The sequence below is a fragment of the Serratia sp. H1w genome, from assembly GCF_000633355.1.
Classification (GTDB): Bacteria; Pseudomonadota; Gammaproteobacteria; order Enterobacterales; family Enterobacteriaceae; genus Chania.
Genome location: NZ_AYMQ01000071.1, coordinates 1 through 24122 on the forward strand (window position 1 = coordinate 1; position 24122 = coordinate 24122).

A 24122-nucleotide genomic window follows, 5' to 3' on the forward strand; every position below is an offset into this window, starting at 1 on the left:
GACGCTTAACAGAGTATCTACGCAGTAACCATGACGCTGAACTGGCCCCCTCGCCCTTTGGGGTGAGGGGTAAATGCAATGTTTTACCGTTCCCAGTAAGACTCTTCCAGACTGTCTTCCCGCTCCGGCAGCCCACGGGTCAAACGCGGCGAATGCTGGTTCAGCACCTGATAGCTGACCCTGTTGGCATATTTGCAGACCTGCGCCAATGACGAATAGGTCAGGTAGCTGCGCACATGCTTGCTGGAGTTTGGCACGTTGTTGCGGTGATAACCGTTAGCGGCGATATCATGCAGCAGCGCAGACAACGCACCGTCACCCGCACCGTTGGTATTCATGATCTTTTCCGGGCCGCCCATATATGGAGCAATGTGCGAATAGACCTTAAGCGCGTTCTCACAGCTTTCACGGCGCATCGCACGGCTGAATTCGAAACGGTTAAACTCGGCGATATGGCCCGGCAACAGCGGATGCTGAGTCTCACGCTTGTTGGCTTCTTCGGTGTAACCCGCCATATACAGGCCATTCGGCCCTGCGGTACACAGCACCAAATCCACCCAGTCCAGCGCCATCTCTGACGCCATCAGCGGATCGCTCAAGCCAGTCAGCTCCATCGCTTCATCTTCATTCATCGCCAGAATGGAGACATGTTCCTTGAGGAAATCGCGCCACCACTGCGGGTTATCCGCAATGACGTATTTGGTCCCCAGCGTCAGCACTACCGGCACATCATGCTGTTTGGCAAACGCGATCGCCTGCATGGTCGCTTCCGGCATCGGCTCACCTGGTTTGCAACGCACCAGATAAGAGGTCAGCACCAATGCGGCAGCCCCGGCGATCACCTCTTCAGGAATGCTTTCTGGGCGCAGCTGATTCATCTGGCCTGGACTGATGGCAAAGGTGCGCTCGCCGCTCTCGCTAATCAGCGTAAAGCAGCGGCCGATGGCCCCATCCACCGCTTGCAGGTAGTTGAGATCGGTACGGCTGGAGGTATTGCACAGGTAGCGGTAAGCGTAGCTGCCAATTTTGACGTTGCTGCACATCACACCAAGCAGCACCGAGCGATCGTCCGCCAGCACCGAATAGTTGTGCAGGGTGTTACCAATGGTGCCACCGGCAAATTGGTGAGTGATCAGGTTATTGTCGATCAGTTCCTGATACAGCGCTTCGGCAACGTCATCTTCAATGACCAGCGAATGACCCAAGCTGAGGCCATAGCGTTCGACAAACGCATCATCCACTTTAGCTTCGATATCGACCAGCGTCTGATCGATACCGACGACGTAAGAGGTACTGACTTCACTTTCAGGCTGTGTCTGCTGCAATAACGGATCGCGGGCGTTAACCGGAAAATAATGTTTGGATTTACGTTTACCAGGAAATTTCATGTGATTGGCGGTGAGTTGCGGTGAACAGGCAGGAATGTTAGCACATTCCTGCCAGAGTCTGATGACAAAGTAAGGGTCTGAACCTGATTTACAGCCGTTGCCCCACCAGCTGTTGCATCATATCAATATGGGCGGCGTCATCATTCAGTGCCGGGATATATTCAAACTTCTCGCCACCCGCCTTCAGGAAGATCTCACGGTTCTGCTCTTTGATCTCCTCCAGCGTTTCCAGGCAATCCGCCGAGAAACCGGGGCAAATCAGCTGGATATGCTTCACTCCCTGCGCCGGTAACCCCTTCAGGGTTTCGTCGGTATACGGCGTCAGCCAAGGTTCCCGGCCAAAGCGTGATTGATAGGTCATCATCACCCGATCCGGAGCCAGCGGTATGGCCGCCGTCAGCGCACGATAGGTATCGTCACAGCGTTGCGGGTAATCGTCACCCAGCGTGGCGTAACGCTTTGGAATACCGTGGAACGACATCACCAGACGATCTGGTTTGCCATGCTCAGCGAACGCCCGTTCCACGCTTTGCTGCAAGGCCAGAATATACGCCGGGTGCTCGGCATAATCACGGATAAAGCCGATCGATGGCAGGCGGCGATAGCCTTCCAGCACCCGCGCAATGCCATCCCAGACCGCGGCGCTGGTCGAACAGGAGTATTGCGGATACAGCGGCAATACCACCAGATTGGTCACGCCCTGCGCCAACAGGCTGTCGATGGCCTGTGCCAAGCTGGGTGAGCCGTAGCTCATGCCCAGTTCAACCGGAGTATTTGGCATGCGTGCCGCCAGTTCCCGCTGTTGGCGGCGGCTGTAGACCAGCAGTGGTGAGCCTTCATCCATCCATACGGATTGATAAAGCTTTGCCACGCGCGGTGAACGGATTGGCAGAATGATGCCGTTGAGAATAGGCCACCAGATCAGCGGCGCAGTGTCGACCACCCGGTTGTCACTGAGAAATTCTTTCAGATAGCGTTTTACCGCCTGCGGGGTAGGTGCATCTGGCGTCCCCAGATTCACCAGCAAAACCCCGTGTTTCTCTTGCTTCATTCCGATCCCCTTATCCTTCCCGGCAAATACCCTGTTATTTCTCAGCGTATTAACCGCCATTAATGCGGCCTATTGTAACGGAAAAGCGCGGGACCGGAACCTATATCAATGACAGGTAGTCTGGGATTATTTTTGCGCCAGTTGCCAGACGGCGGCCACGTTGCGCGCCGTGACTTCCAGGTTATGGGCCGCATCCGCCAGCGCCTCTGGCAATGTCACGATGCGATCGATCACCGAAAACGCGGCGTCAATGCCGTGTTGGTGCACCACCTGGTAATCTTTCGACAAGCTACCGGCAATGGCGATCACCGGTAATTGATAGCGTTTGGCGACTCGTGCAACACCGATCGGCGTTTTGCCGTGGATCGACTGGCTATCGAGCCGCCCTTCGCCGGTGATCACCAGATCGGCATCGCGTACCGCGTCTTCCAGATGCAGGGTTTCAATCACGATTTCGATGCCAGGCCGCAATTCAGCCGCCAGAAAACCGATCAGAGCCGCTCCCATGCCCCCGGCAGCGCCCGAACCCGGCACCTGCAACACCTTGCGTCCAGTAGTTTTCTCTAGGAGCGTGCCGTAATGATGCAGCGCCTTATCCAACTGCTGCACTTTCTCCGGCGTGGCCCCTTTTTGTGGGCCGAAGACCGCCGAGGCTCCGTGGTCGCCGCACAGCGGATTATCCACGTCACAGGCTACCGTGATCTTCACCTGTTGCAAACGGGGATCCAGTTGGCTGAGATCGATGTGCGCCAGTTGCGCCAATGCAGCACCACCGGGTCGTAATTCTTGCCGTTGAACGTCGAGCAGCCTGGCTCCCAACGCCTGCATCATACCCGCCCCGCCATCGTTGGTTGCGCTACCGCCAATGCCCAGAATGATCGACTGCACGCCACGCTCTAATGCCGCCAGGATCAGCTCCCCGGTGCCAAAGCTGCTGGTCACCAACGGATCACGTTCGTCACCCGCCACCAGATGTAATCCGGACGCCGCCGCCATTTCAATAACGGCAGTTTTCCCTTCCCCCAGCAAACCATAAAATGCCATGGTGGGTTTGCCCTGCGGCCCGCTCACCGGCACATCGATGATTTCCCCACCGGTTGCGGCCACCATCGCATCGACGGTGCCCTCGCCGCCGTCGGCCATGGGCAGCAAGACGTAGTTCGCGTGCGGGTAGAGCTGCCGGAAACCCCGTTCGATCGCTTCTGCGACACCCTGAGCACTCAGGCTCTCTTTAAAGGAGTCGGGGGCAATTACCACTTTCTTGAGGGTGTTCATCATCAGCGCCTTAGTCTTCAGAAGATGCCACTGCATCGGTTAGTGATTACCATACTCTGCCGACACGGGAAATTCTTTAGCGTTAACTACAAACAAACAGGCCAAAAACGACGTTATTTATGTGCATTCACACAACTCAGTCCTGCATTAACATGCCGATATACAGTTGCAGTACGTCCGCCAATTGGTTGATCTTCAGGCCGGTAGTTTTTTCGACGCGCTGTAGGCGGTAACGCAGGGTGTTAACGTGAATATGCAGCTGTGCCGCCGTCTTGGTTTGGTCACAGTTGTGATTGAAATAGTGGCGCAGCGTGTTCCTCAGTACCCCTTTCTCATCCTGGGTGCTCAATTGCTGCCAGGGCCGGGAAAGCTCCTGAGCGCGCCAATCCTCGCCCAAATCACACAGCAGTGAGGGCAGCGGGTAGTCGTTATAGAACAGCGTGTGCTGGAGCAGATTCAGGCGGCGCGCCATGGTTTGCACTGCCCGCGCGGTCTGGATTGAGCGGTAGACGCCCTCCTCGCCACTGTAGAACCCCCCAACGATCAGCCGCAGGCCAAAACGTTGCCGAAGTTCATGCTGGAGCTGCTGGGCCAGCTTGCGCTCCTGCTGCACGTTCCACAAGCCCTGTTTCATGCAGGCTGGACGTAGCAGCACCAGTTCATTAAAGCTGGTCAGGGTGATGAGCGCCTCACGTTGAGTGATCTCCAGCTCTGCCAACAAACCCCTTAATACCTGTGGTTGCGGCTCATACAGCTCAAGCAGCCAGACAATGCGCGGCTGTTGCAGATCCAGTTCAAGATAGGCCGCCATCGCTTCACGCGAACCGGGCTCACTGCGCCCCTGCAACAGTTGGTTGGCCAGTTCTTCCCGATAACGCTTTTCCCACTGATGTTGATCGAGCATCGCGGCCTGCTCCACCATCAGCTCCGCCGCCATTTTTACCAGTTCGCCATAGGCCCGCACCTGAGCCGGATCGCCGGAAACCCCAATCGCCCCCACCAGTTGGTTACGAAAGCTGAACGGCAAATTGATGCCCGGCTGCACACCCTTCAGATGCTGGGCCGTCGCCTCATCAATCTCAACCACCCGGTTTTCGGTCAAGGCCAAAACCGCACCTTCATGGCGCTGATAAAGGCGCGAGGCGTTGCCGGAAGCGATAATCACGCCATTGCTGTCCATCACGTTGACCGAGTGGTGAATGATGCTCATGGCGCGCTGCACGATCTGACGCGCGGTCGCTTCTTGCAAAAAATTTGTCTGCCTGGACATACGGCTCTTCCTCTGGGCTTCAAGGTGCCAATGTAAGCTAGCATGAAGCGGCAAAAAAAAACGCCGGGCAGCAACAGCAAGCCCATCGTTTTTTACAGCGTTAACACCGATTAACCCAGAATGGCCGCCAGCTCAGCGCTCACTTCTGTCACTTTACGGGTGCCATCGATCTTGTGGTAAGCCGTGTTACCCGCCTCGGCTTCTTTATGATAGTAAGACACCAGTGGCGCGGTCATCTGATGGTATTCCACCAGGCGCTTACGCACGGTCTCTTCCTGATCGTCTTTACGGGTGGTCAGCTCTTCGCCGGTAGCGTCGTCTTTACCTTCCACCTTCGGCGGATTGAATTTGATGTGGTACACGCGGCCAGATGGCGCATGCACACGGCGGCCAACGATACGATCGACGATCAGTTCGTCCGGCACGTCAAATTCCAGCACGTAATCCACTTTGATGCCGGCTTCTTTCATGGCATCGGCCTGTGGAATGGTGCGTGGGAAACCGTCCAGCAGGAAACCGTTACGGCAGTCTTCCTGGGTGATGCGCTCTTTGACCAGCGCAATCACCAGTTCATCGGTCACCAGCTTGCCGGCGTCCATGATTTCTTTCGCCTTTTGGCCCAGTTCAGAACCGGCCTTGACGGCTGCGCGCAACATATCACCCGTAGAGATTTGCGGAATGCCGTATTTCTCCATGATGAATTGAGCCTGAGTGCCTTTACCAGCGCCTGGAGCGCCCAGCAGAATGATACGCATTGCGTAAATCCCCTTGCTATGTATTTCCCTTCATTCTTCGAGCCGCAGCCGGAAGTTTTTCGGGTTTGAGTTTTTATTAAATGTCGAAAACACTCAACCTTACCATTTCTGAGGGGGTTGGCTCAAGGTAGCTAGAGGAAATCGATTGCGGGAAAACCGCGCTGAAACGAGGCAAGCAATGGAAAAATGTATTGGCAATAGAAGAGATTACGCCCCAAACCCGTGGGCCTGGGGCGTATTTTTCTGATTAAGCAGATAACAGCTTGTTCATGCGACGGATAAACTGGTTTGGATCTTCCAGCGTACCACGCTCGGCCAGCAGGGCCTGATCCAGCAGCAGATCGATCCATTCGGCAAATTGTTCGTTATCGCCCACGTCAGATGCGCGTTTGACCAACGCATGCTCCGGGTTCAGCTCGAAGATATACTTCACTTCCGGCGCAGCCTGGCCCGCAGCGGCAAACAATTTCGCCATCTGGGTGCTCATCTCGTCGGCATCGGTGGTGACGATGGCCGGGGTATCCGTCAGGCGATGCGTCAGACGCACATCCTTCACACGCTCACCCAGCAGCGTCTTGACCCGCTCGATAAACGGCTCCAGTTGCTTCTCGGCTTCTTTCTGCTCTTCGGTTTCATCCGCCAGTTTGTCCAGCGCTTCATCCGCTTTGCTGACCGACTGGAACACCTTACCGTCAAACTCGGTCAGGTAGCTCATCATCCACTCGTCGATGCGATCGGACAGCAGCAGCACTTCAATGCCTTTCTTGCGGAACAGCTCCAGGTGCGGGCTGCTCTTGGCAGCGGCATAGCTGTCGGCAGTGATGTAGTAAATCTTGTCCTGGCCTTCAGCCATACGGCCAACGTACTCCTCCAGCGAGACGGTTTGCGCCGAGCTGTCGTTATGCGTAGAAGCAAAGCGCAGCAGTTTGGCGATGGCTTCTTTGTTGCCGCCGTCCTCCGCTGGGCCTTCTTTCAGTACCATACCGAACTGCTGCCAGAACTTCTGGTAGGCTTCGGCGTCGTCTTTCGCCAGTTTCTCCAGCATCTGCAACACGCGTTTGGTCAGCGCACCACGCAGGTTCTGAGTAACGCGGCTGTCTTGCAGAATTTCACGCGATACGTTCAGCGGCAGATCGTTGGAATCGATCAGGCCACGCACAAAGCGCAGGTAGTTCGGCATGAACTGCTCAGCGTCATCCATGATAAACACGCGCTGCACGTACAGTTTCAGGCCGTGTTTGTGATCGCGATTCCACATATCCCACGGTGCCTGGGCCGGGATATACAGCAGGCTGGTGTATTCCTGCTTGCCTTCCACCCGGTTGTGGCTCCAGCTCAGCGGATCGGTAAAGTCATGGGCAATGTGCTTGTAGAACTCTTTGTACTCTTCTTCGGTCACGTCTGACTTGCTGCGAGTCCACAATGCTTGCGCCTTGTTGATCTTCTCCCAGGTGACGGTGTCGTCTTCTTCATTCTTGGTTTCGATCTCTACCGGCAGCGCGATGTGATCGGAATATTTGCCAATCACCGAACGCAGACGCCAGCCGTCGAGGTATTCATCCTCGCCTTCACGCAGGTGCAGGGTAATTTCGCTGCCGCGATCGGCCTTGGTGATATCGGCGATGGTGTAATCACCTTCACCGGCAGACTCCCAGTACACCCCTTGATCTTCCGCAGCACCGGCCGCACGGGTACGTACGGTAACTTTGTCCGCCACGATAAACGCCGAGTAGAAGCCCACGCCGAACTGACCGATCAGTTGGCTGTCTTTCGCCTGATCGGAGCCGATAGACTCCAGGAAGGCTTTGGTGCCGGACTTGGCAATCGTCCCCAGGTTTTCGATCACTTCTTCGCGGCTCATGCCGATGCCGTTATCGGCAATCGTCAGGGTGCGCTTCTCTTTGTCGAAGGACAGACGCACGCGCAGTTCGCCGTCACCTTCATACAGCTCTGGCGTGGAAAGCGCGCGAAAACGCAGCTTGTCCGCCGCATCGGAGGCATTGGAGATCAGCTCACGCAGGAAGATTTCTTTATTGGAGTACAGCGAATGAATCATCAAATGAAGCAGTTGTTTTACTTCAGACTGGAACCCACGGGTTTCTTGACCTTTCATACTCATTGATTACCTCAAAGACAGTAACGACCAAATCGGACATGGGGATTAAGTGGGGTTAACTTTGAGGTTTTTCAAGCGGCTGGCAGGGAATTTTTTGACAACGGATTGCGGGGCAGAAGGCTGCCCCGCACAGGACCATCAGAATTTGATTGCGTGGCGTCCAGCCAGGGAATGTGACAGCGTGGTGCCGTCCACCATTTCCAGTTCGCCACCCACCGGCACGCCGTGGGCAATGCGGCTGGCGAGCACGCCATACTGGCCACACATCTCGGCGATGTAGTTGGCCGTGGCGTCCCCTTCCACCGTCGGGTTGGTGGCCAGGATCACTTCGGTGATGGTTTCCTTCTCCAGCCGTTGCTCCAGCCGATCCAGGCCAATATCGCCTGGGCCGATGCCGTCTAACGGTGACAGATGGCCCATCAGCACAAAGTAGCGCCCGGCAAACTGGCCGGTCTGCTCGATGGCATGAATATCCGCCGGGCTCTCCACCACGCAAATCTGGCCGTTTTGCTGACGGCGCACATTATTGCAGATGGTGCAGGTATCCTGCTCGGTGAAGGTGCGGCAATCGGCACAGTGACCGATCTCCGACATGGCACGGGTCAACGCCTGCGCTAACCGCATCCCACCGCTGCGATCGCGCTGCAGCAGTTGGAATGCCATACGCTGCGCCGACTTCGGGCCAACGCCCGGCAGGCAGCGCAGTGCCTCCATCAAGGATTCAAGGAGCGGGCTGGTTTGCATTAGAACGGCATCTTAAAGCCAGGTGGCAACTGCATCCCGCTGGAAACCGACGCCATTTTCTCCTTCTGGGTTTCATCGATGCGGCGTGCCGCGTCGTTGAACGCCGCAGCGATCAGATCTTCCAGCATCTCTTTGTCGTCTTCCATCAGACTTGGGTCGATTTCTACACGACGGCAGTTATGTGCCCCGTTGATGGTGACTTTCACCAAGCCAGCGCCGGATTCGCCAGTTACTTCCAATTTGGCAATTTCTTCCTGCATCTGCTGCATTTTTTCCTGCATTTGCTGGGCTTGCTTCATCAGGTTACCCATACCGCCTTTACCAAACATAGTCGTCTCTCATAGCATTGGCCGCGCACTGTGCGCCGCATTAAACAGGGCGAATACTCTCTTCATCCAGATCTGCGTCGAAGAACCGACGCAAGGTCTGGATATGGGTATCCGCAACGATGGACTGGCGAGCCTGCGCCAGTTTTTCTTCATAAATGGCTTGCCGCCACTCCAGCGGAGTCCGCTCCGCCGGATTATCGTCTTCCACCACGCTGAGTTCAACCGTATGGCCATGTAACTCACTGAGTGCCTGCGCCAGCGTCTTCTGCGCCGAAGGCGAGTTCAGATGACGCTGCGAAGACCGCAGGTGGAGACAAATGCTGTCCGGTGTCAGCTGTTGCTTAAAGGCGTTGAGCGCCAGTTGCTGCACCAGTTTCGGTATTTTTAGCTGGTCGATTTCCGCCGCCCAGGGATCGCGCTCGATGGACTCAACCACCAGCTTGGCCGACAACTCCGGCGTTTTTTCATGTTCGAGCGCCGTGCGCAACGCTTTTGGCGTAGCACGCGGTTCCGGCGCGGCCTCAGGTTCAGTGAGCGCGCGCCAGCGGTAGGCCTCCGGCTTGGCAGGTGTCTCCGTCACGATCTTTTCGGCCTGACGCTTCTGGCTGCGTTCGGTGACCGAGGCTAAACGCTCTAGTGCCGAGTTGGCCGGTAGCGATTTTCCTGGCGCTACCGGCTCATTCTTTTTTGCTGTGGATGCCCCCTGTTGCCGCAGCAACTGGGTTCGCGCCTTGAGCAGCTGCGCGGTAGCATCCGGTAAATTGGTTGGCTGAGTGTTCTGTGGCGGCGCGGCCTGCCCTAAGGGAGGCGGGGCATCCGGATAGGCAGAAGGTAGCGCAACGGCCATATTGCTTTGCGGCTGAGCAGCAGCAACCTGCACCATCGCCACCGGCTCTGGGATCACCGCTTTTGGATGAAACGCCAGTGCACGCAGCAAGGTCATCTCAACCCCCATGCGACGATCCGGGGCATAGGCCAGCTCTTTGCGGCCAACCAACAAGGTTTGATAGTAAAGCTGTACGTCCGTTGGCGGCAAGGTGCGGGCCAGCTCACGTAACCGCTGCTCAATGGCGGCGTAGTGATTATCCAACTCCGAGGGCAGCAGTTGTACCATTGCAATACGATGCAGCAGCGCCAGCGTTTCCACCAGCAGGTTTTCCCAATCCACGCCGCGTGACGCTGCCTGGGCAACCTGGGCCATGACTTTTTCGCCATCGGCACTCACCAGGGCCTCCAGGATGGCCAGCGGTTGCTCATCGTCCAGCGTCCCCAACATCTGGCTGACGGTGTCGGTAGTCACCTGCCCTTGCCCCATGGCAATCGCCTGGTCGGTCAGGCTGAGGGCATCACGCATGCTGCCATCGGCGGCACGTGCCAGCAGTTGCAACGCGCGGGCATCGCTGGTGATGTGCTCGGCCAGCAAGACGGTTTCCAACTGCGTGCGGATTTGCTCCACGTCCATCGCTTTAAGATGGAATTGCAGGCAGCGGGACAGAATGGTGACCGGCAGTTTTTGCGGATCGGTCGTTGCCAACAGGAACTTGACGTGTGCGGGCGGCTCTTCGAGCGTTTTCAGCAACGCATTGAAGCTGTGGCGCGAGAGCATGTGGACTTCGTCGATCAGGTAGACCTTGAAACGGCCACGCGCCGGAGCGTATTGCACGTTATCCAGCAGATCGCGGGTGTCTTCAACTTTGGTTCTGGAGGCGGCATCGATCTCGATCAGATCGACAAAGCGCCCCTGCTCAATCTCACGGCAGTTATCACATTGGCCACAGGGCGTCGCGGTAATACCCGTTTCGCAGTTCAAACCTTTGGCCAGCAGTCGCGCAATGGTGGTTTTACCCACGCCGCGCGTGCCGGAGAACAGATAGGCGTGATGGATCCGCCCCAGGGAGAGGCCATTAGCCAGCGCCGTCAGGACATGCTCTTGTCCGACAACTTCGGCAAACGTTTGGGGGCGCCACTTACGGGCAAGAACCTGATAGCTCATTAAGACTTCATCACTGATTTATAGAGTAATTTCAACCCAGGTAGTACATCACAACGTCGAGGACATTGCCATGTGTGCGGCCTGTAGGGTAGCGCGGTTGAACCGATACTTTTTTACCCTCTGACAGGCATGTCACGTAAATCTAATACTATAGTAGTTTAGTGTAACAGTACGCCCGCCGTCATTCCTATAACTTTGCATCATGCCCACCGGACGCAGAGCAGAAGAAACCATGTTGGATGACTAACATTTAATGTTACATTTCTAACTTTTTATGCGGTGGCCAGATGAGTCTGAAAGTGGCATTATGTTACTATTCGTTGCGAAATAACGAGGCATGTTGTCCATAACGACTGATTGAAAACGGCAAGGACTGAATTAAGAGGCATTCGCCGCTCTTAGGTAACTTTATGATCTACTTGATTAATCGGGTCGTGGCTTTTAATCCTGACAATGGCAGCCTGAAAAACGTGATCAATGATCGAGAGGTCTTTTTATCCAGCCTGAATGCCCGAATCCTCCATCAATTGCTCAAAGCAGGCCCGGTTTGTCTGCGGCGAGAAGAGTTACTGCACCAGGTCTGGGAACAACATGGCCTCACCCCGGCACCGGCAACATTAAATCAGTATATCAGCGTCACCCGCAGAGCATTGGTCTCCATTGGCCTTCAGGAACGTCTTATTATTACCGTGGCCAAAACGGGCTATCGCCTCAACAGCAGCATCCTGATCGAAACGGAAAATAAGGCAGATACCCCCGCTGCGGTTGCAACAACGGCTGACTCCCACCCTGCCGAACAACTCCCCGTCAGCATCAAGAAAAAGCCGTTAGCGTCCTCTATGCTGTATATCAATCTGCTGATCCTGCTGCTGGTCATCGCGGGCCTGCTCTGTTTCCTGATCAACAAACGCTATCAAGAGCTGCACAAGTCTCAAGGTGTTATTTATGTTGGCAGTATCAATAGCTGCCCGATCTATTTTCTCAAAAAACTGCGCGACGAGGATCAACAGCGCTATCTCAACTATTTAGTCACCAACAGTTTGCTAACGGAAGGCTGTCTTAAAGATGAGGTCATCTTGGCGCAGGCCAGTCGTCGGTTGAATATGTCAGAGGGTATCGGCCATCAGTTTATCGCCAAATGCTCGGTTGATACGCAAGGAAACTATTATCATTGTGAGAATGAGTACACCACATTATGGCCATCAAACTAAAAATCCCGCTGGTGTTGCTGGCTCTGTTTTGCTTGTTCTCCGGGCTGTATTACCTCTATCTGTCGCAAATTGACGATCCGTTGTCCGGGATCCATTGCGAATCCTCTCTATATTTGAGCCATACGCTGGCAGATACCGATGGTTCGCAGGAGGCGATTGATATGACGGCATCAGTCAATTTTGCTTTTACCGGCAATAAGCAAGGCATCGTTATTATCGGCGGACTGATTTCCGATAATAACCACCGTTATCAATTTAAGCGAACTTACAATTTCAGCTACATCCCAAAACCGATGCTTTATGAGTTCTCCTTTAAACCGCTTTATGGACAAGATGATGATGAGGCTGCCGCCAAGTTGCTCAACACTCTGCTAGCCAAAGTCGGCACCCATATTGAAATCAGCTGGCTGGATGAAAAAAACCTGCTGTTAAGCAATATGTTCTCCCCGATGCAAGTCTGCAATATCACTCAATAATCCTGCCAGATACACTCCCCCTTAAATGACTGTACTGAATAGCATACGACTAAAGTCTGAGGCAGATGAAGGCCATGCAGGCTTGCCTGATATGGCCCTCATGGAAGGCGTTACGCGTATCGGCTTCAGGTAGACACCCAACTGTTCCATCATCACAGGCAGTCATTAAACGCAGGCATATGTGTAAAGATGATAACGTTGTCATTTAATTTATTATAAAAGGCTTATTTGTTATAAAAAACCACCAGCAAGATAAAGTCAACGCGCTGTTTTTTAAGGTTATTTTTTTAGATAATCAATGAAATTTATATTATACCGTGAAAATTTGACTTGCCATGAGCCATATGTTTTCTTATAGGCCGCGATGACAGTCGTGAACTTAAATTTAATTACTAACAGTGGGTATTATAATGTTACTGGCTGAAAGTGACTCAGTGCTTGAGAATGAAAGCGTTTATTTCTACATAGATAACAACACCATTACCTTTAAAAGAGACAAGATTGCCGTTGCGCTTACCGAGTTGCAGGCAAGGTTGATTTTTATCTTGCTGACTGGCGTAACTAATAAAAGGGATATTATCCGCATGGTATGGCCGGATAGCCACGTTTCAATTACTGATAATAACTATCACCAACTGATTTATCAGTGCAGGGCACTATTTAATCGCCATGGCATTCCCTCACACGTGTTAAAGACGATACCACGCCACGGTGCGAAATTTAATTACGCAGCCTTGGGCGAGGGAGAAAGCCCGGCTGAAGTGCAAACGATCGAACCAAAAAATGAATCAAAAATCGTGTCGGCGCTAACAAGAAAGCAGATCCATTGGACCTTGTTTTTACTGGTCATGAGCAGCTTCACGTTTTACGAAATGATCAGTTGATTGCCCCTACGGATAACAAGCAGCAAGGTTAATGGATGACTTCTTCAATTTTAGCAATGCAGAAAACATTGTCAGATCTCTGCCGCCAGAAAGCGGACATCCCGGCCTATGGGGCTATCGGCATCTTGCTTTTCGGTTTAGCCGGCTTTCTGTGGATGGGGTGGCAAACCCTGACTTTCTCAGCCAGTAATAGCGAGCAGATTACCCTGCCACGCTCGAATACTCCCTCCCCTTTCCCCAGTCCCTCTCTGGAAAAGGAGTTGCTCGGTTTATACGGTTCCACCACGCCCCCATCGGTAACCGACAGCCACGAACGCTTTCGTATCCGTGGTACCGCTGTAGATGACGCCTTGCTGCTGGCTGCCCCTCGCGCCAAGTTGAGAGAAAGCCTGGTAGGAGTGTTGATCAGCAGCAATCCGACAAAAAACATGGCGATTATCGATAGTGCCGGTAAGCAGGCTAGCTACGCGTCAGGCGATCGAATCGCCGGGAAATTTACCCTTTTGCGGATACTGCCCGACCGGGTGGTGATTAACGAAAACGGCTTTTACGCGGCGTTAATGTTAGCAAACTGATAACAAAACTCATTTAAATTCAATTTATTACTCCTTGATTACTTTGCTGAATGGACACAGGAATGCGCTGGTTTTTTGCCTTTTTTTTCATCGTCATGATTTCGTCATCCCCCGTCAGAGCAGAAACTTTCTCCGCTAATTTCAAGGGAACGGATATCCACGAGTTTATCAACACCGTCAGTAAGAACCTGGGGAAAACCATTATTCTCGATGACTCGGTCAAGGGCAAAGTTACCGTCCGCAGCTATGAACAATTAAACGCCAAAGAATACTATCAGTTCTTCCTCAACGTGCTGGATGTCTATGGCTATGCCGTGATCGGCATGCCTAATAACGTGCTGAAAGTGATCCCTGCCAAGGAAGGAAAAAGGGCGACATTAACCCAGTTGTCTACTGCGGCCGAAGGCGATGAGCTGGTGATGCGTATCGTCCCGCTGCGCAATACTGCCGCCAAAGACATTGCGCCTTTGTTGCGTCAACTGAATGACAGTATCGGGGTGGGTAACGTGGCCCACTATGAGAGCGGGAATGCGCTGTTAATCACCGGCAGAGCCGATGTGGTCAATGGTCTGGTTGAGCTGGCCAGAGAGATGGATCACGACGATCAGACCGCGGTGGAATCGATCGCTCTGGAGCATGCTTCCGCGCCTGAGATTGTACGCATTATCACTACGTTGCTACGTGATGACGGTAAATCAAAAAGTGGCGCAGCAGCCAACACCCAAGTGGTTGCCGATGAACGCACCAACACGGTTTTGGTATCCGGTGACGGTGTTATGCAAGATTATCTGCGCGATTTGATCGAGCAATTGGATCAGGAAAAAGCCTCGCAGGGCAATACCAAAGTGATCCGGCTGAAATATGCCAAAGCAGCCAGCCTGGTAGAAGTGTTAACCGGCGTCAGCGCCAGCCTGCAAAACGAAAAGCCGTCCGCAGCCGGGGCTGCCGTTTCGGTGATTAAAAACGTCGTCATCAAAGCCGATGAACAGACCAACGCCTTGATTATCAGCGCGGCACCAGACGTCATGCGCGATCTGGAAGCGGTGATCGAGCAGTTGGATGTACGCCGGGCGCAGGTGCTGGTGGAGGCGGTGATTGTCGAAATGCAGGATGCCGACGGCCTTAACTTCGGTATTCAATGGGCCAATAAATACGCGGGTGGCACCCAGTTCGCCAACGCCCAGGCGCAGATTGCCCCCGGTTTTAAAGGCGGCATGAGCGAAGTCTTCAAAAACGCCAACGGGCTGGTGACCGGCTTTTACAGCGGCAACTGGGCAGGATTGCTGACGGCCATCAGCAGCACCAGCCAAAATAATATTCTGGCCACGCCAAGCATTGTCACACTGGATAATGAAGATGCCGAGTTCAGCGTCGGCCAGGATGTGCCGATCCTGACCGGTTCCCAAACCACCAACAGCGATAACGTGTTCAACACCGTTTCGCGCAAAACGGTGGGCATCAAACTCAAGGTCAAACCGCAGATCAACAAAGGCCAGTCGGTACTGTTGCAGATTGAGCAGGAAGTCTCCAGCGTGGCGGAAAACAGCTCGGTAAATAAAGACAATCTGGGGGCCACCTTCAACATCCGTACCGTCAATAACGCCGTGCTGGTTGAAAGTGGCGAAACGGTGGTGGTCGGCGGCCTGTTGGACAAATCACAGTCCGACAGCAAAAGCGCCGTGCCCTATTTGAGCCGTATCCCGCTGCTGGGTGCCCTATTCCGTTCTACCGCGCACAAAGACAACAAACGTAACCTGATCCTGTTTATCCGCCCGACCATCATCCGTTCTGCGGACGGTTACAGCCTGGAAAGCGCCCGCAAGGCACAACGCTTTCAGCAGGAGCATGACCAGGACCAGCCGTTAAAAGCGGAAATGCAAGACAAGCTGAGCAGCGTACGTTCGGCCAACACCGCGGCCTTCCAGCGGGCGAAGCAGCAAATTGCGGCCTTCTATGGGCAACAACAGCCATGAGTGAACTGCATATCCCGTTCAACTGGGCGCGCCAGCAGCAGGTGGTACTGGCTCAGGAACCAGACGGCCTGACTCTGTGGTGTACCCATGACGTTAATCCGCTGACGCTGGCGGAGCTTGCTCGTCTGCTGCCTGCCACCAGCCATTTGATCCCGCTCGATGCGGCGGCATTCGAGCAGAAACTGTTGCACAAGTACCAACAGCAAAGCGGCGATGCACAAAAGATGATGGAGAACCTGGGCTGCGAACTGGATTTCTACACCCTGGCGGAAGAGCTACCCGAGCAGCAAGATCTGCTGGATGAGCAGGATGATGCGCCGATCATTCGCCTGATCAACGCCATGTTGAGCGAGGCAATCAAGCAACGCGCCTCCGATATCCATATCGAAACCTATGAAAGTGAGCTGGTGATCCGCTTTCGTGTCGACGGCGTGTTGAAGAAAATCCTCACGCCGCAGCGCCAGTTAGCCGCTTTGTTGGTATCACGCATCAAGGTGATGTCGAAGCTGGATATTGCCGAAAAGCGTGTGCCGCAGGATGGACGCATCACGCTGAAAATTGGTGGCCGGGCGATCGACGTGCGGGTTTCCGTGATCCCGGCCAGTCATAGCGAGCGCGTGGTCATGCGTTTGCTGGATAAAGACAGCGTCAGCCTAGACTTGCCCCACCTGGGTATGGATCCGGACGCACTCTTGGCACTGCTGCGCCTGATCAACCTGCCGCACGGCATTCTCCTGGTCACCGGGCCGACCGGTTCCGGCAAAAGCACCACGCTCTATTCGCTGCTCAATCAGATTAATGATGCCAGCCGTAACATCATGACCATCGAAGATCCGGTGGAGTTTGAGCTCAGCGGTATCTCGCAAACTCAGGTCAACCCCAAGGTCGATATGACTTTTGCCCGTGGTTTACGCGCGCTGTTACGGCAGGATCCGGATGTGGTGCTGATCGGTGAGATCCGGGATGGCGAAACCGCACAAATCGCCGTGCAAGCCTCGCTGACCGGCCACCTGGTGCTGTCGACGCTGCATACCAATACCGCCATCGGGGCGATCACCCGTTTACGTGACATGGGGATCGAACCCTTTCTGCTCGCCAGTTCCCTGAGTGGCGTGCTGGCCCAGCGCCTGCTGCGCAAACTCTGCCGCCATTGCCGACAGCCTTATCCCCTCAACCAGGAACAATGTGCATTATTGCAGCTGTCGCAACAGGACTCACCCATCGCCTGGCGGCCCATGGGGTGCGAACGCTGCAACGAACAAGGCTACCGTGGCCGCCTGGCTATTCATGAGCTGTTACTGGTCAACGAAGCCGTGCGCACAGCGATCCATCAGGGCGATAGCGAACTGAATATTGCACTGTTGGCCGGTGAGCAGCGTACCTCCCTGCGCCAGGATGGCATCCGTAAAATGCTGGCTGGCGAGACCAGCCTGGAAGAAGTGTTACGCGCCACCGGGGATGAACAGCATGGCGAAGTTTAGCTACCGCGCCTGCGACAGCATGGGGAAAACCAGCAAAGGCACACTGGAGGCAGAATCGGTGCGCCGCGCTCGCCAACAGTTGCGTGAAAAGAAACTCACAGTGCTGGATATTGCGCCAACCCGGCCTGGTTTGCTGGCACGCCTTCAAGCCGGCGATCAGCGGCTACGCCTCAGCAGCAGCGATCTGGCCTTGGTCACCCGTCAGTTAGCCACCCTGATCGCCGCAGCCCTGCCGTTGGAAGAGGTGTTATTCGCGGTGGCCCGGCAATCGGAAAAGAAATCGGTCGCGGCCTTGACCATGCAGATCCGCAGCCGGGTGCTGGAGGGATTCCCGCTGGCGCAAACGCTGAGTCAGTATCCCGCCGTGTTCGACCGGCTGTTCTGCGCCATGGTGGCCGCTGGCGAAGCAACCGGTCAGTTGCCCCTGATCCTCACCCAGTTGGCCGACCACGTTGAGCAACGGCAACAAATCAAAAATAAAATGACCCAGGCCATGACCTACCCGGTGGTATTGACGCTGGTGGCCATTGCCGTGGTCAGCCTGCTGTTGACCGCCGTGGTGCCCAAAGTGATCGAGCAGTTCATGCATATGAAGCAGGCTTTGCCGGTGACCACCCGCATCCTGATTGCCTGTAGTGACTTTTTACGCCAATGGGGGCTGGCACTGTTGCTGACGATGGTGGTTGCCTGGCTGGGATGCAGGCAACTGCTGAAAAAACCGCATCTGCGGCTGGCCTGGGATCAACGCCTGCTGAAAATGCCCGTGCTCGGGCCGCTGTTTCTCACACTCAATACCGCACGCTATGCCCATACGCTCAGTATCTTGAACGCCAGCGCGGTGCCCTTAATCGACAGCATGAAAATCAGTGCTTCGGTGCTGGCCAATGAATATGCACGCGAGCAACTTCTCAACGCCATGGCGCGCGTGCGGGAAGGCGAGTCGCTGTATCAGACGTTGGAAAACACCGCGCTGTTCTCACCGATGATGCGCCACATGATCGCCTCCGGTGAGCGCAGTGGCGAACTGGATACCATGCTAAAGCGCGCCGCCGATATGCAGCAGGATGCGCTCAACCAGCGGATCACCCTGGCATTAAGCCTGTTCGAGCCGCTGCTGGTGGTGAGCATGGCCAGCGTCGTGCTGTTCATCATCCTGGCGATACTGCAACCCATCCTTCAACTCAACAGCCTGATTGGTTAACTCATGGAGAACACAATGCATTCAACCCAACCTTCACCACGGCAGGCAAAACAGCGTGGTTTCACCCTGCTGGAAATCATGGTGGTGATCGTCATCCTCGGCTTGCTGGCCAGCTTTATCGTGCCGAACCTGATGGGCAATAAAGACAAGGCCGACCGCCAAAAAGCCGTGAGCGATATCGTCGCACTGGAAAATGCGCTGGATATGTACCGGCTGGACAATGGCCGTTATCCCAATAATCAACAGGGCTTGGCTGCCCTGATTGCCAAGCCGACCACTCCGCCGACGCCACGCAATTATCCCGAAGAGGGCTATCTGCGTCGCCTGCCACAAGATCCGTGGGGCAACGATTACCAACTGCGTAATCCTGGAAAAACCAGCAAGATAGAGATTGTTTCCGCTGGCCAGGACGGCGAATTCGACACCGAAGACGATATTACCAATGGCACCTCAAACTGATCGCCGCCAGCGGGGCTTTACCTTGCTGGAAATGATGCTGGTCGTGGTGTTGATCGGCATCACCGGTACGCTGGCGCTTGGCCGTCTGTCCGCCGACCGGGGCCTGTTTACTCGCCCGGCGGCAACGCTGATGGCCACGTTGTACCATGCGCGCGAGCAGGCCACACAGCAAGAAGCGCTGTACGGTCTGGCCCTGGCGCATAACGGCTGGCAGTTGATGACCTATCGCGGCGATCGTTGGCACCAGGCTCAGCAGTCCGCCTTCAGCTTGCCAGAACAGATGGAGATGGCGCTGCAGATTGAGCAGCAGCCCATTTCCCTGCCAGCACGGCTGACCTCCTCATCTGAGCCCCAGCTATGGATCTTCCCAGGCGGTGAAACCAGCGTGTTTACCCTGAGCCTGTTACAGGGCCACTGTAGCCAACGCTTTACCGCCAACGGATTTATGACTTTTCAACGCGACGAGGTGCAGTGCGATGAAGAGTAAAACACAGCGCGGCATGACCTTGCTGGAAGTCCTGGTGGCATTAGTGGTATTTGCAATCGGCTGCATGACCGTGATGCGCACCACCGGCCAGCAAGTTCGCAGCCTGAGTGAGTTGGACAAGAAGATCCTCGCGGGCTGGGTGGCCGATAACCAATTGGCCTTACTGGCAATTAACGGTGTGCGCCCTTCAGCGCTGTGGCAGCAAGGCAGCGAGAAGATGGGCGATCGCGATTGGCTCTGGCGTTATCGCAGTCTGCAAACCACCGATCCCCAAGTCTATGCCGTGGATATCGAAGTCACCGATGATCCCGCGTTCAGACGTTCAACAGTACAGGTTCGCACATGGATGAAATAACCCCTCCTCACCCGCGGCAAAAGGGATTTACGCTGATTGAAATGATGCTGGCTATCGCAATTTTTGCGCTGCTTTCACTGATGGCAACGCAAATATTGCGCAGCATTTTGCAAACTCATCAAAGGGTGCAGGACAAGACCGCAGAGATGGCGCAGATTCAATTGGCCCTGGTGCAAATGGAACGGGATATCAGCCAGGCCGTGGTTCGGCCGGCCACCGATGAGTCCCGGCCAAATCTGGCCGATTTCATCGTGGTGAAAGGCGTGTCGGACGAAATTGAGCTGGTGCATCGCCACTGGGCAAATCCGGGGGCCATGCTTGCCCGCTCTTCGCTGGAGCGAGTCAAGTACCGTCTGAGGGATGGCCAGTTGCAGCGCTTGAGTTTCCCTACTCCCGGAGCCTCTCTCTCGCAAGCGCGGATGGTGCCTGTGCTTCAGGGCGTTGAAGGTTTTCAATTGCGATTCTCGCAAGGGGGAGCCTGGCAAAACGGATGGTATGCCAGCGCCGTGTTACCGCAGGCTATCGAGGTCACCGTTGAATTGCCGAAATATGGCAGCCTGCGCCGCATTATCTTATTGGCTGAGCAGGTGTTATGAAGCGAGAGCAAGGAGTCGCGCTGCTGATGGTGATGCTGCTACTGGCACTGATGGCAACAATCGCCGTGGGGATCAACCAATTCTGGTTCTCGGCGTTTAACCGAACCCTCAACCAGCAGTCGCGCATGCAGGCCAAATGGGCGTTGTTAGGCGGCGAAACCTTCGCCCGCCAGTGGCTGGCGGAAAGCCTGCAAAGCGAACCGGTGGTGCATCTTGGCCAACGCTGGGCCAGACCCGGCCAATCACTGCGCACCGAAGACGGCAACATCGCCATCACCTTCAGCGATGCTCAAGCCTGTTTTAATATCAATAGCTTGAACTACCGCATTCCCACGGTTGAGCTATCGGTTGAACAAGCGGCCCCCGCCACAGAGGACAGCTCCGCCCCCGTTTTCAAGCCCGATATCGCTCATCAAGTATTCAATGCCTTATTAGTCAATCTTGGCTTTAGCGAAGCCGAAGCCCGGCAGCTAAGCGACAGCATCAAGGCACAATTAGCGCCCGGCTCGGTGGCATTTGCTGACATTTCCGAACTTCGCCCAATGCCGGGCGTTGAGCACGAACGCTTGTTGCAGCTTTCGCCCCTGCTTTGCGCACTGCCGGAGCAAAAACCGGGGATCAATATCAATACCTTAGGCAACCAGCAGTTGCCGCTATTACAGGCACTTTTTCTCAATCAGGCTTCCCGCAATACGCTACAGCAGTTGCTGGCAGCCCGGCCGGTGAATGGTTGGAACAGCGTCAGCGATCCCGCGTTTCAACAAACCCTGCAAGCGCTACGCCTCCCCTCGCTGGAGGGTGAAAAACTGTTGGCCACCCGTAGTCACTACTTTTACGCCCATCTGACAACTGAAGGCGAAAAGGGTGACTACCGGTTACAGAGTTTTTTGCGTTATGAACGGAAAAAAATAAGTGTGATCGAACGTCAGTTAAGATTTGGAAGGAAGCAGCCATGAGCATGGAAACCAAGCGGTTGATACTGTCACTGGGAGGAGCACAAGAACCGATCCTGTGGTGTTGGGGCAACCTGACCAACGACGATTGTCAGCGACAAGGCCAGCTATCTACGGGAGAAACCTTGCCGGAGGAAGTCCGACAAAGCCCGGCGACCGTACTGGTCCCTGGGCAGCATGTGGTATTGCGCACCGCACAATGCCACGGTTCGTCCCGGCTAGCCACGGCACAGACGCTGGCATTTCAGTGTGAGGATGAATTACTTGAGGAGGTGGAGGAGCTGCATTGGGTGATCCTGGGCCACGAGGGAGCCAGTTATGCCTTAGCCGGTTATCGCCGAGCGGACATGCAAAACTGGCTGGCATTGCTGGCCTCGTTGGCTATTCGCCCCACCGTTATGCTGCCGGACGTACTGGCTTTCCCCTATGCCGGTCTTCCTACGCGGCAACAGCTGCGCCAGCATGCATTGTGGCGAACGGGCAAGTGGTCTGGCTATTGCCTGCCCCAACACTGGTCTTTGCCACAGCTGGATATCGGCCAACAACAACAGACCGTTACCGATGCCTCGGCACTGTGGCGGTGCGCCACAACCGAAATCGATAACGGTACCACCTTACTCAAAGGCGAATTTGCCCCTGGAGCTCAATGGCGAACTTCTGGCTCCTGGCGTTATTGGGCCTTGAACGCGGGTTTGGCGCTGGTCCTGAGCGCATTAGCCATGGGATGTTTCCATCACTATGAGCAGGCAAAAACCCTGCGCCAGCAGATTGCTGAAGCCCATGTGCAGCTTTTCTCCGGGGAGAAAATTCCGGCACAACCATTGGCAGCGATAAAAAATCGTATCAGGCTCCTGCAACACCACCAACAGCAGCCGCAGTTTTTCGAGCTGGCGCAACAGTTGCGCCAGGCACTACCTGCACAGTACCAAAACAGTCTCCAACGGCTGAAATTTGATAGCGATAATGCCCAATTGTCGCTCACTCTCAATGCCACAGCGGCTCAACCTTTCAGCCGCGTGAATGAGCAAAGCAACCAGATTTCACTGCAACCCATCGCCGGGGAAAACTCAGCAATATTCACCGTCAAGGAGGATCTATGATCCCGCATCTCCGGCCCTATGGCACAAAGCTTGCCTTTGCCTGCGTCGCTTTATTGGGGCTTGGCCTGCTGGTGAGTTTTTACTACCAACAGGCTCAGGCACGGCAGGCCGCGGCCGATCTCCTCGAACTGCAACACCATGCACAATGTCTGGCTCGCTTACAATCGGCCCAGCCCAGCGTGGCAAGCCTCTCGTTGCCGCTAACCACGGTGATTGAGCAATCGATATTACGCCACCAGTTTACTCTGCTATCCATGCAACCCGAGGAGGATGAGATCAGCCTTGCCCTGGCCCCAATGCCTTTCGACCGCCTCATTGTCTGGCTGGCGGAGTTACAACGCGAGCATGCTATCAGGGTACAAACCTTAGAAGTGACGCCCCTCTCCACTCCGGGAGCCGTCCACATTGAGACATTGCGTTTGCAACGTCTGTTCCACGCAGAGGTGACAGGTATCCCGTATGTTATTTGAACTCGATATGCCCGGTTGGCCTATGCTGGCTGGTCTGTTTGGCCTGTGCATTGGTAGTCTGTTAAATGTGGTGATCTACCGTTTACCGCTGATGATACAGCAACAGGATATTCACTCTGCCAGCCAGCTTGTGCCAAAGAGTGCCATCGCTCCGGCACGCTTCAACCTGTTCTTACCACACTCACACTGTACAGCGTGCAAAACACCGATTGCCTGTTATGACAATATTCCTCTGGTTAGTTGGATCATATTGCGCGGGCGCTGCCGTCATTGCCAATCATTGATTTCCTGGCGTTACCCCATTATCGAAATGATTATGATGTTGACTGCCTTTGTTCTAGCCTGTTATTTCCCGGCGGGTAGCCATTGGTTATTGCTATTTACTTTTAGCGCATTATTAATCACGCTGGCAATGATCGACTTTGATTGTCAATTATTGCCCGATGCGCTGACTTACCCGCTATTATGGTCCGGTTTAATTTGGCATTGTTTCCACGATCGTGATTTTCTGCCAACCGCCATTTTTGGCACCATCGCTGGATATATGACGCTATGGTTGATCTTTTGGGGTGGCAAATTACTGACTGGCCGGGAAGGATTGGGTTACGGTGATTTTAAACTGCTGGCGGCACTGGGGGCCTGGTTTGGCTGGCAACAGCTGCCTGAAATTTTGCTGATTGCGGCCTCCGCGACGCTATTGACCCAACTCCCTTACTGGCGCCATGCACAACAGGTTTGGTTACGGCCATTACCTTTTGGCCCAGGGCTGGCGATGGCGGGGTTCTGGATGATGATTGTGCGAATTATTAGCTAAATAGCGACATTTAATACCGCTACACCCGAAGCTTGAGACAGGGGGGAGTCATTGCAGGTTAGCCGACCGTTGAGCGCATGAATGCGCGATTGCGAGCCCCCAGGGACGGGTTCACGGCGTGTCGGCGTTCTGCATGGCTCTCTCCTGGGTCATGTATTCAATGTGT

General features: G+C 54.8%; 24 protein-coding genes and 1 other annotated feature. Of the genes, 15 read left to right on the forward strand and 9 right to left on the reverse strand.

The genetic code is table 11. From position 1 onward, the window contains the following. Positions 1-83: 83 nt before the first annotated feature. The 9 genes from U869_RS0117440 to dnaX form a co-directional block, all read right to left on the reverse strand. Entirely contained in the window at positions 84-1388 is a 1305-nt protein-coding gene (locus U869_RS0117440) for an inosine/guanosine kinase (protein ID WP_025122522.1), read from the reverse strand. Between the two features lie 88 nt (positions 1389-1476). After that, on the reverse strand, positions 1477-2439 hold the full coding sequence (gene hemH / locus U869_RS0117445; RefSeq protein ID WP_025122521.1) for a ferrochelatase: 963 nt from the start codon (positions 2437-2439) through the stop codon (positions 1477-1479). A 126-nt stretch (positions 2440-2565) separates the two neighbouring features. After that, on the reverse strand, positions 2566-3714 hold the full coding sequence (locus U869_RS0117450) for a glycerate kinase (protein WP_025122520.1): 1149 nt from the start codon (positions 3712-3714) through the stop codon (positions 2566-2568). Between the two features lie 136 nt (positions 3715-3850). Further along, positions 3851-4984: a sugar diacid recognition domain-containing protein gene (locus U869_RS0117455; protein WP_025122519.1), complete on the reverse strand. Its 1134-nt coding sequence runs from the start codon at positions 4982-4984 to the stop codon at positions 3851-3853. Positions 4985-5094: 110 nt separating this feature from the next. Beyond that, complete coding sequence (gene adk, locus U869_RS0117460; protein ID WP_025122518.1) at positions 5095-5739, reverse strand: adenylate kinase; 645 nt, start codon at positions 5737-5739, stop codon at positions 5095-5097. A gap of 247 nt (positions 5740-5986) precedes the next feature. Next, entirely contained in the window at positions 5987-7852 is a 1866-nt protein-coding gene (gene htpG / locus U869_RS0117465) for a molecular chaperone HtpG (RefSeq protein ID WP_037408987.1), read from the reverse strand. A 141-nt stretch (positions 7853-7993) separates the two neighbouring features. Next, a complete protein-coding gene (gene recR / locus U869_RS0117470) occupies positions 7994-8599 on the reverse strand; it encodes a recombination mediator RecR (RefSeq protein ID WP_024484410.1) in 606 nt (201 codons plus the stop codon). Further along, the gene (locus U869_RS0117475) at positions 8599-8928 is read right to left on the reverse strand and encodes a YbaB/EbfC family nucleoid-associated protein (protein ID WP_025122516.1); all 330 of its coding nucleotides are present in this window, start codon (positions 8926-8928) and stop codon (positions 8599-8601) included. Before U869_RS0117475 ends, recR begins: the two co-directional genes overlap by 1 nt. 40 nt (positions 8929-8968) lie before the next feature. Further along, positions 8969-10921 (reverse strand): DNA polymerase III subunit gamma/tau, encoded by a 1953-nt coding sequence (gene dnaX, locus U869_RS0117480; protein ID WP_025122515.1) that lies wholly within the window; start codon positions 10919-10921, stop codon positions 8969-8971. After that, positions 9572-9636 (reverse strand) — a sequence feature (DnaX frameshifting element). (Overlaps the previous gene by 65 nt.) 410 nt (positions 10922-11331) lie before the next feature. Between dnaX and U869_RS0117485 the strand changes: the two genes are divergently transcribed. The 15 genes from U869_RS0117485 (at position 11332) to U869_RS0117555 (ending at position 23956) form a co-directional block, all read left to right on the forward strand. Next, positions 11332-12132: a winged helix-turn-helix domain-containing protein gene (locus U869_RS0117485; RefSeq protein WP_025122514.1), complete on the forward strand. Its 801-nt coding sequence runs from the start codon at positions 11332-11334 to the stop codon at positions 12130-12132. Next, positions 12117-12608: a hypothetical protein gene (locus tag U869_RS0117490; RefSeq protein WP_025122513.1), complete on the forward strand. Its 492-nt coding sequence runs from the start codon at positions 12117-12119 to the stop codon at positions 12606-12608. The genes U869_RS0117485 and U869_RS0117490 overlap by 16 nt, the downstream gene beginning before the upstream one ends. Positions 12609-13018: 410 nt before the next feature. Further along, positions 13019-13492: a hypothetical protein gene (locus U869_RS0117495; RefSeq protein WP_025122512.1), complete on the forward strand. Its 474-nt coding sequence runs from the start codon at positions 13019-13021 to the stop codon at positions 13490-13492. Between the two features lie 35 nt (positions 13493-13527). Further along, positions 13528-14067, forward strand: a complete 540-nt coding sequence (locus U869_RS30075) for a type II secretion system protein N (RefSeq protein ID WP_081795933.1) — start codon at positions 13528-13530, stop codon at positions 14065-14067. A gap of 62 nt (positions 14068-14129) precedes the next feature. Beyond that, positions 14130-16040, forward strand: coding sequence for a type II secretion system secretin GspD (gene gspD, locus U869_RS0117505; RefSeq protein WP_025122510.1), 1911 nt, complete (start codon positions 14130-14132; stop codon positions 16038-16040). Then, on the forward strand, positions 16037-17521 hold the full coding sequence (gene gspE / locus U869_RS0117510) for a type II secretion system ATPase GspE (RefSeq protein ID WP_025122509.1): 1485 nt from the start codon (positions 16037-16039) through the stop codon (positions 17519-17521). The genes gspD and gspE overlap by 4 nt, the downstream gene beginning before the upstream one ends. Next, entirely contained in the window at positions 17508-18722 is a 1215-nt protein-coding gene (gene gspF / locus U869_RS0117515) for a type II secretion system inner membrane protein GspF (protein ID WP_025122508.1), read from the forward strand. Before gspE ends, gspF begins: the two co-directional genes overlap by 14 nt. Positions 18723-18737: 15 nt before the next feature. Further along, positions 18738-19181 (forward strand): type II secretion system major pseudopilin GspG, encoded by a 444-nt coding sequence (gene gspG, locus U869_RS0117520; protein ID WP_025122507.1) that lies wholly within the window; start codon positions 18738-18740, stop codon positions 19179-19181. Continuing rightward, a complete protein-coding gene (gene gspH / locus U869_RS0117525; protein ID WP_025122506.1) occupies positions 19165-19668 on the forward strand; it encodes a type II secretion system minor pseudopilin GspH in 504 nt (167 codons plus the stop codon). The genes gspG and gspH overlap by 17 nt, the downstream gene beginning before the upstream one ends. After that, positions 19658-20023: a type II secretion system minor pseudopilin GspI gene (gene gspI / locus U869_RS0117530; protein ID WP_025122505.1), complete on the forward strand. Its 366-nt coding sequence runs from the start codon at positions 19658-19660 to the stop codon at positions 20021-20023. Before gspH ends, gspI begins: the two co-directional genes overlap by 11 nt. After that, the gene (gene gspJ / locus U869_RS0117535) at positions 20011-20619 is read left to right on the forward strand and encodes a type II secretion system minor pseudopilin GspJ (RefSeq protein WP_025122504.1); all 609 of its coding nucleotides are present in this window, start codon (positions 20011-20013) and stop codon (positions 20617-20619) included. The genes gspI and gspJ overlap by 13 nt, the downstream gene beginning before the upstream one ends. Beyond that, on the forward strand, positions 20616-21575 hold the full coding sequence (gspK, locus tag U869_RS0117540; protein ID WP_025122503.1) for a type II secretion system minor pseudopilin GspK: 960 nt from the start codon (positions 20616-20618) through the stop codon (positions 21573-21575). The genes gspJ and gspK overlap by 4 nt, the downstream gene beginning before the upstream one ends. After that, a complete protein-coding gene (gene gspL, locus U869_RS30080; protein WP_025122502.1) occupies positions 21572-22672 on the forward strand; it encodes a type II secretion system protein GspL in 1101 nt (366 codons plus the stop codon). The genes gspK and gspL overlap by 4 nt, the downstream gene beginning before the upstream one ends. Continuing rightward, positions 22669-23142 carry a type II secretion system protein GspM gene (gene gspM, locus U869_RS0117550; protein WP_025122501.1) on the forward strand — a complete coding sequence of 158 codons (474 nt, stop codon included), beginning with the start codon at positions 22669-22671 and terminating at the stop codon, positions 23140-23142. Before gspL ends, gspM begins: the two co-directional genes overlap by 4 nt. Next, positions 23132-23956: an A24 family peptidase gene (locus tag U869_RS0117555; protein ID WP_025122500.1), complete on the forward strand. Its 825-nt coding sequence runs from the start codon at positions 23132-23134 to the stop codon at positions 23954-23956. The genes gspM and U869_RS0117555 overlap by 11 nt, the downstream gene beginning before the upstream one ends. Positions 23957-24122 lie beyond the last annotated feature (166 nt).

Coding starts and splice junctions, on each gene's coding strand:
- gspK (WP_025122503.1), top strand. CDS start 20,616: ATGAAGCGAGAGCAAGGAGTCGCGCTGCTGATGGTGATGCTGCTACTG.
- U869_RS0117455 (WP_025122519.1), bottom strand. CDS start 4,984: ATGTCCAGGCAGACAAATTTTTTGCAAGAAGCGACCGCGCGTCAGATC.
- gspE (WP_025122509.1), top strand. CDS start 16,037: ATGAGTGAACTGCATATCCCGTTCAACTGGGCGCGCCAGCAGCAGGTG.
- gspI (WP_025122505.1), top strand. CDS start 19,658: ATGAAGAGTAAAACACAGCGCGGCATGACCTTGCTGGAAGTCCTGGTG.
- gspH (WP_025122506.1), top strand. CDS start 19,165: ATGGCACCTCAAACTGATCGCCGCCAGCGGGGCTTTACCTTGCTGGAA.
- gspM (WP_025122501.1), top strand. CDS start 22,669: ATGATCCCGCATCTCCGGCCCTATGGCACAAAGCTTGCCTTTGCCTGC.
- gspF (WP_025122508.1), top strand. CDS start 17,508: ATGGCGAAGTTTAGCTACCGCGCCTGCGACAGCATGGGGAAAACCAGC.
- U869_RS0117495 (WP_025122512.1), top strand. CDS start 13,019: ATGTTACTGGCTGAAAGTGACTCAGTGCTTGAGAATGAAAGCGTTTAT.
- gspD (WP_025122510.1), top strand. CDS start 14,130: ATGCGCTGGTTTTTTGCCTTTTTTTTCATCGTCATGATTTCGTCATCC.
- adk (WP_025122518.1), bottom strand. CDS start 5,739: ATGCGTATCATTCTGCTGGGCGCTCCAGGCGCTGGTAAAGGCACTCAG.
- U869_RS0117485 (WP_025122514.1), top strand. CDS start 11,332: ATGATCTACTTGATTAATCGGGTCGTGGCTTTTAATCCTGACAATGGC.
- U869_RS0117475 (WP_025122516.1), bottom strand. CDS start 8,928: ATGTTTGGTAAAGGCGGTATGGGTAACCTGATGAAGCAAGCCCAGCAA.
- U869_RS0117490 (WP_025122513.1), top strand. CDS start 12,117: ATGGCCATCAAACTAAAAATCCCGCTGGTGTTGCTGGCTCTGTTTTGC.
- U869_RS0117440 (WP_025122522.1), bottom strand. CDS start 1,388: ATGAAATTTCCTGGTAAACGTAAATCCAAACATTATTTTCCGGTTAAC.
- U869_RS0117555 (WP_025122500.1), top strand. CDS start 23,132: ATGTTATTTGAACTCGATATGCCCGGTTGGCCTATGCTGGCTGGTCTG.
- U869_RS30075 (WP_081795933.1), top strand. CDS start 13,528: ATGACTTCTTCAATTTTAGCAATGCAGAAAACATTGTCAGATCTCTGC.
- gspG (WP_025122507.1), top strand. CDS start 18,738: ATGCATTCAACCCAACCTTCACCACGGCAGGCAAAACAGCGTGGTTTC.
- gspL (WP_025122502.1), top strand. CDS start 21,572: ATGAGCATGGAAACCAAGCGGTTGATACTGTCACTGGGAGGAGCACAA.
- gspJ (WP_025122504.1), top strand. CDS start 20,011: ATGGATGAAATAACCCCTCCTCACCCGCGGCAAAAGGGATTTACGCTG.
- dnaX (WP_025122515.1), bottom strand. CDS start 10,921: ATGAGCTATCAGGTTCTTGCCCGTAAGTGGCGCCCCCAAACGTTTGCC.
- htpG (WP_037408987.1), bottom strand. CDS start 7,852: ATGAAAGGTCAAGAAACCCGTGGGTTCCAGTCTGAAGTAAAACAACTG.
- hemH (WP_025122521.1), bottom strand. CDS start 2,439: ATGAAGCAAGAGAAACACGGGGTTTTGCTGGTGAATCTGGGGACGCCA.
- recR (WP_024484410.1), bottom strand. CDS start 8,599: ATGCAAACCAGCCCGCTCCTTGAATCCTTGATGGAGGCACTGCGCTGC.
- U869_RS0117450 (WP_025122520.1), bottom strand. CDS start 3,714: ATGAACACCCTCAAGAAAGTGGTAATTGCCCCCGACTCCTTTAAAGAG.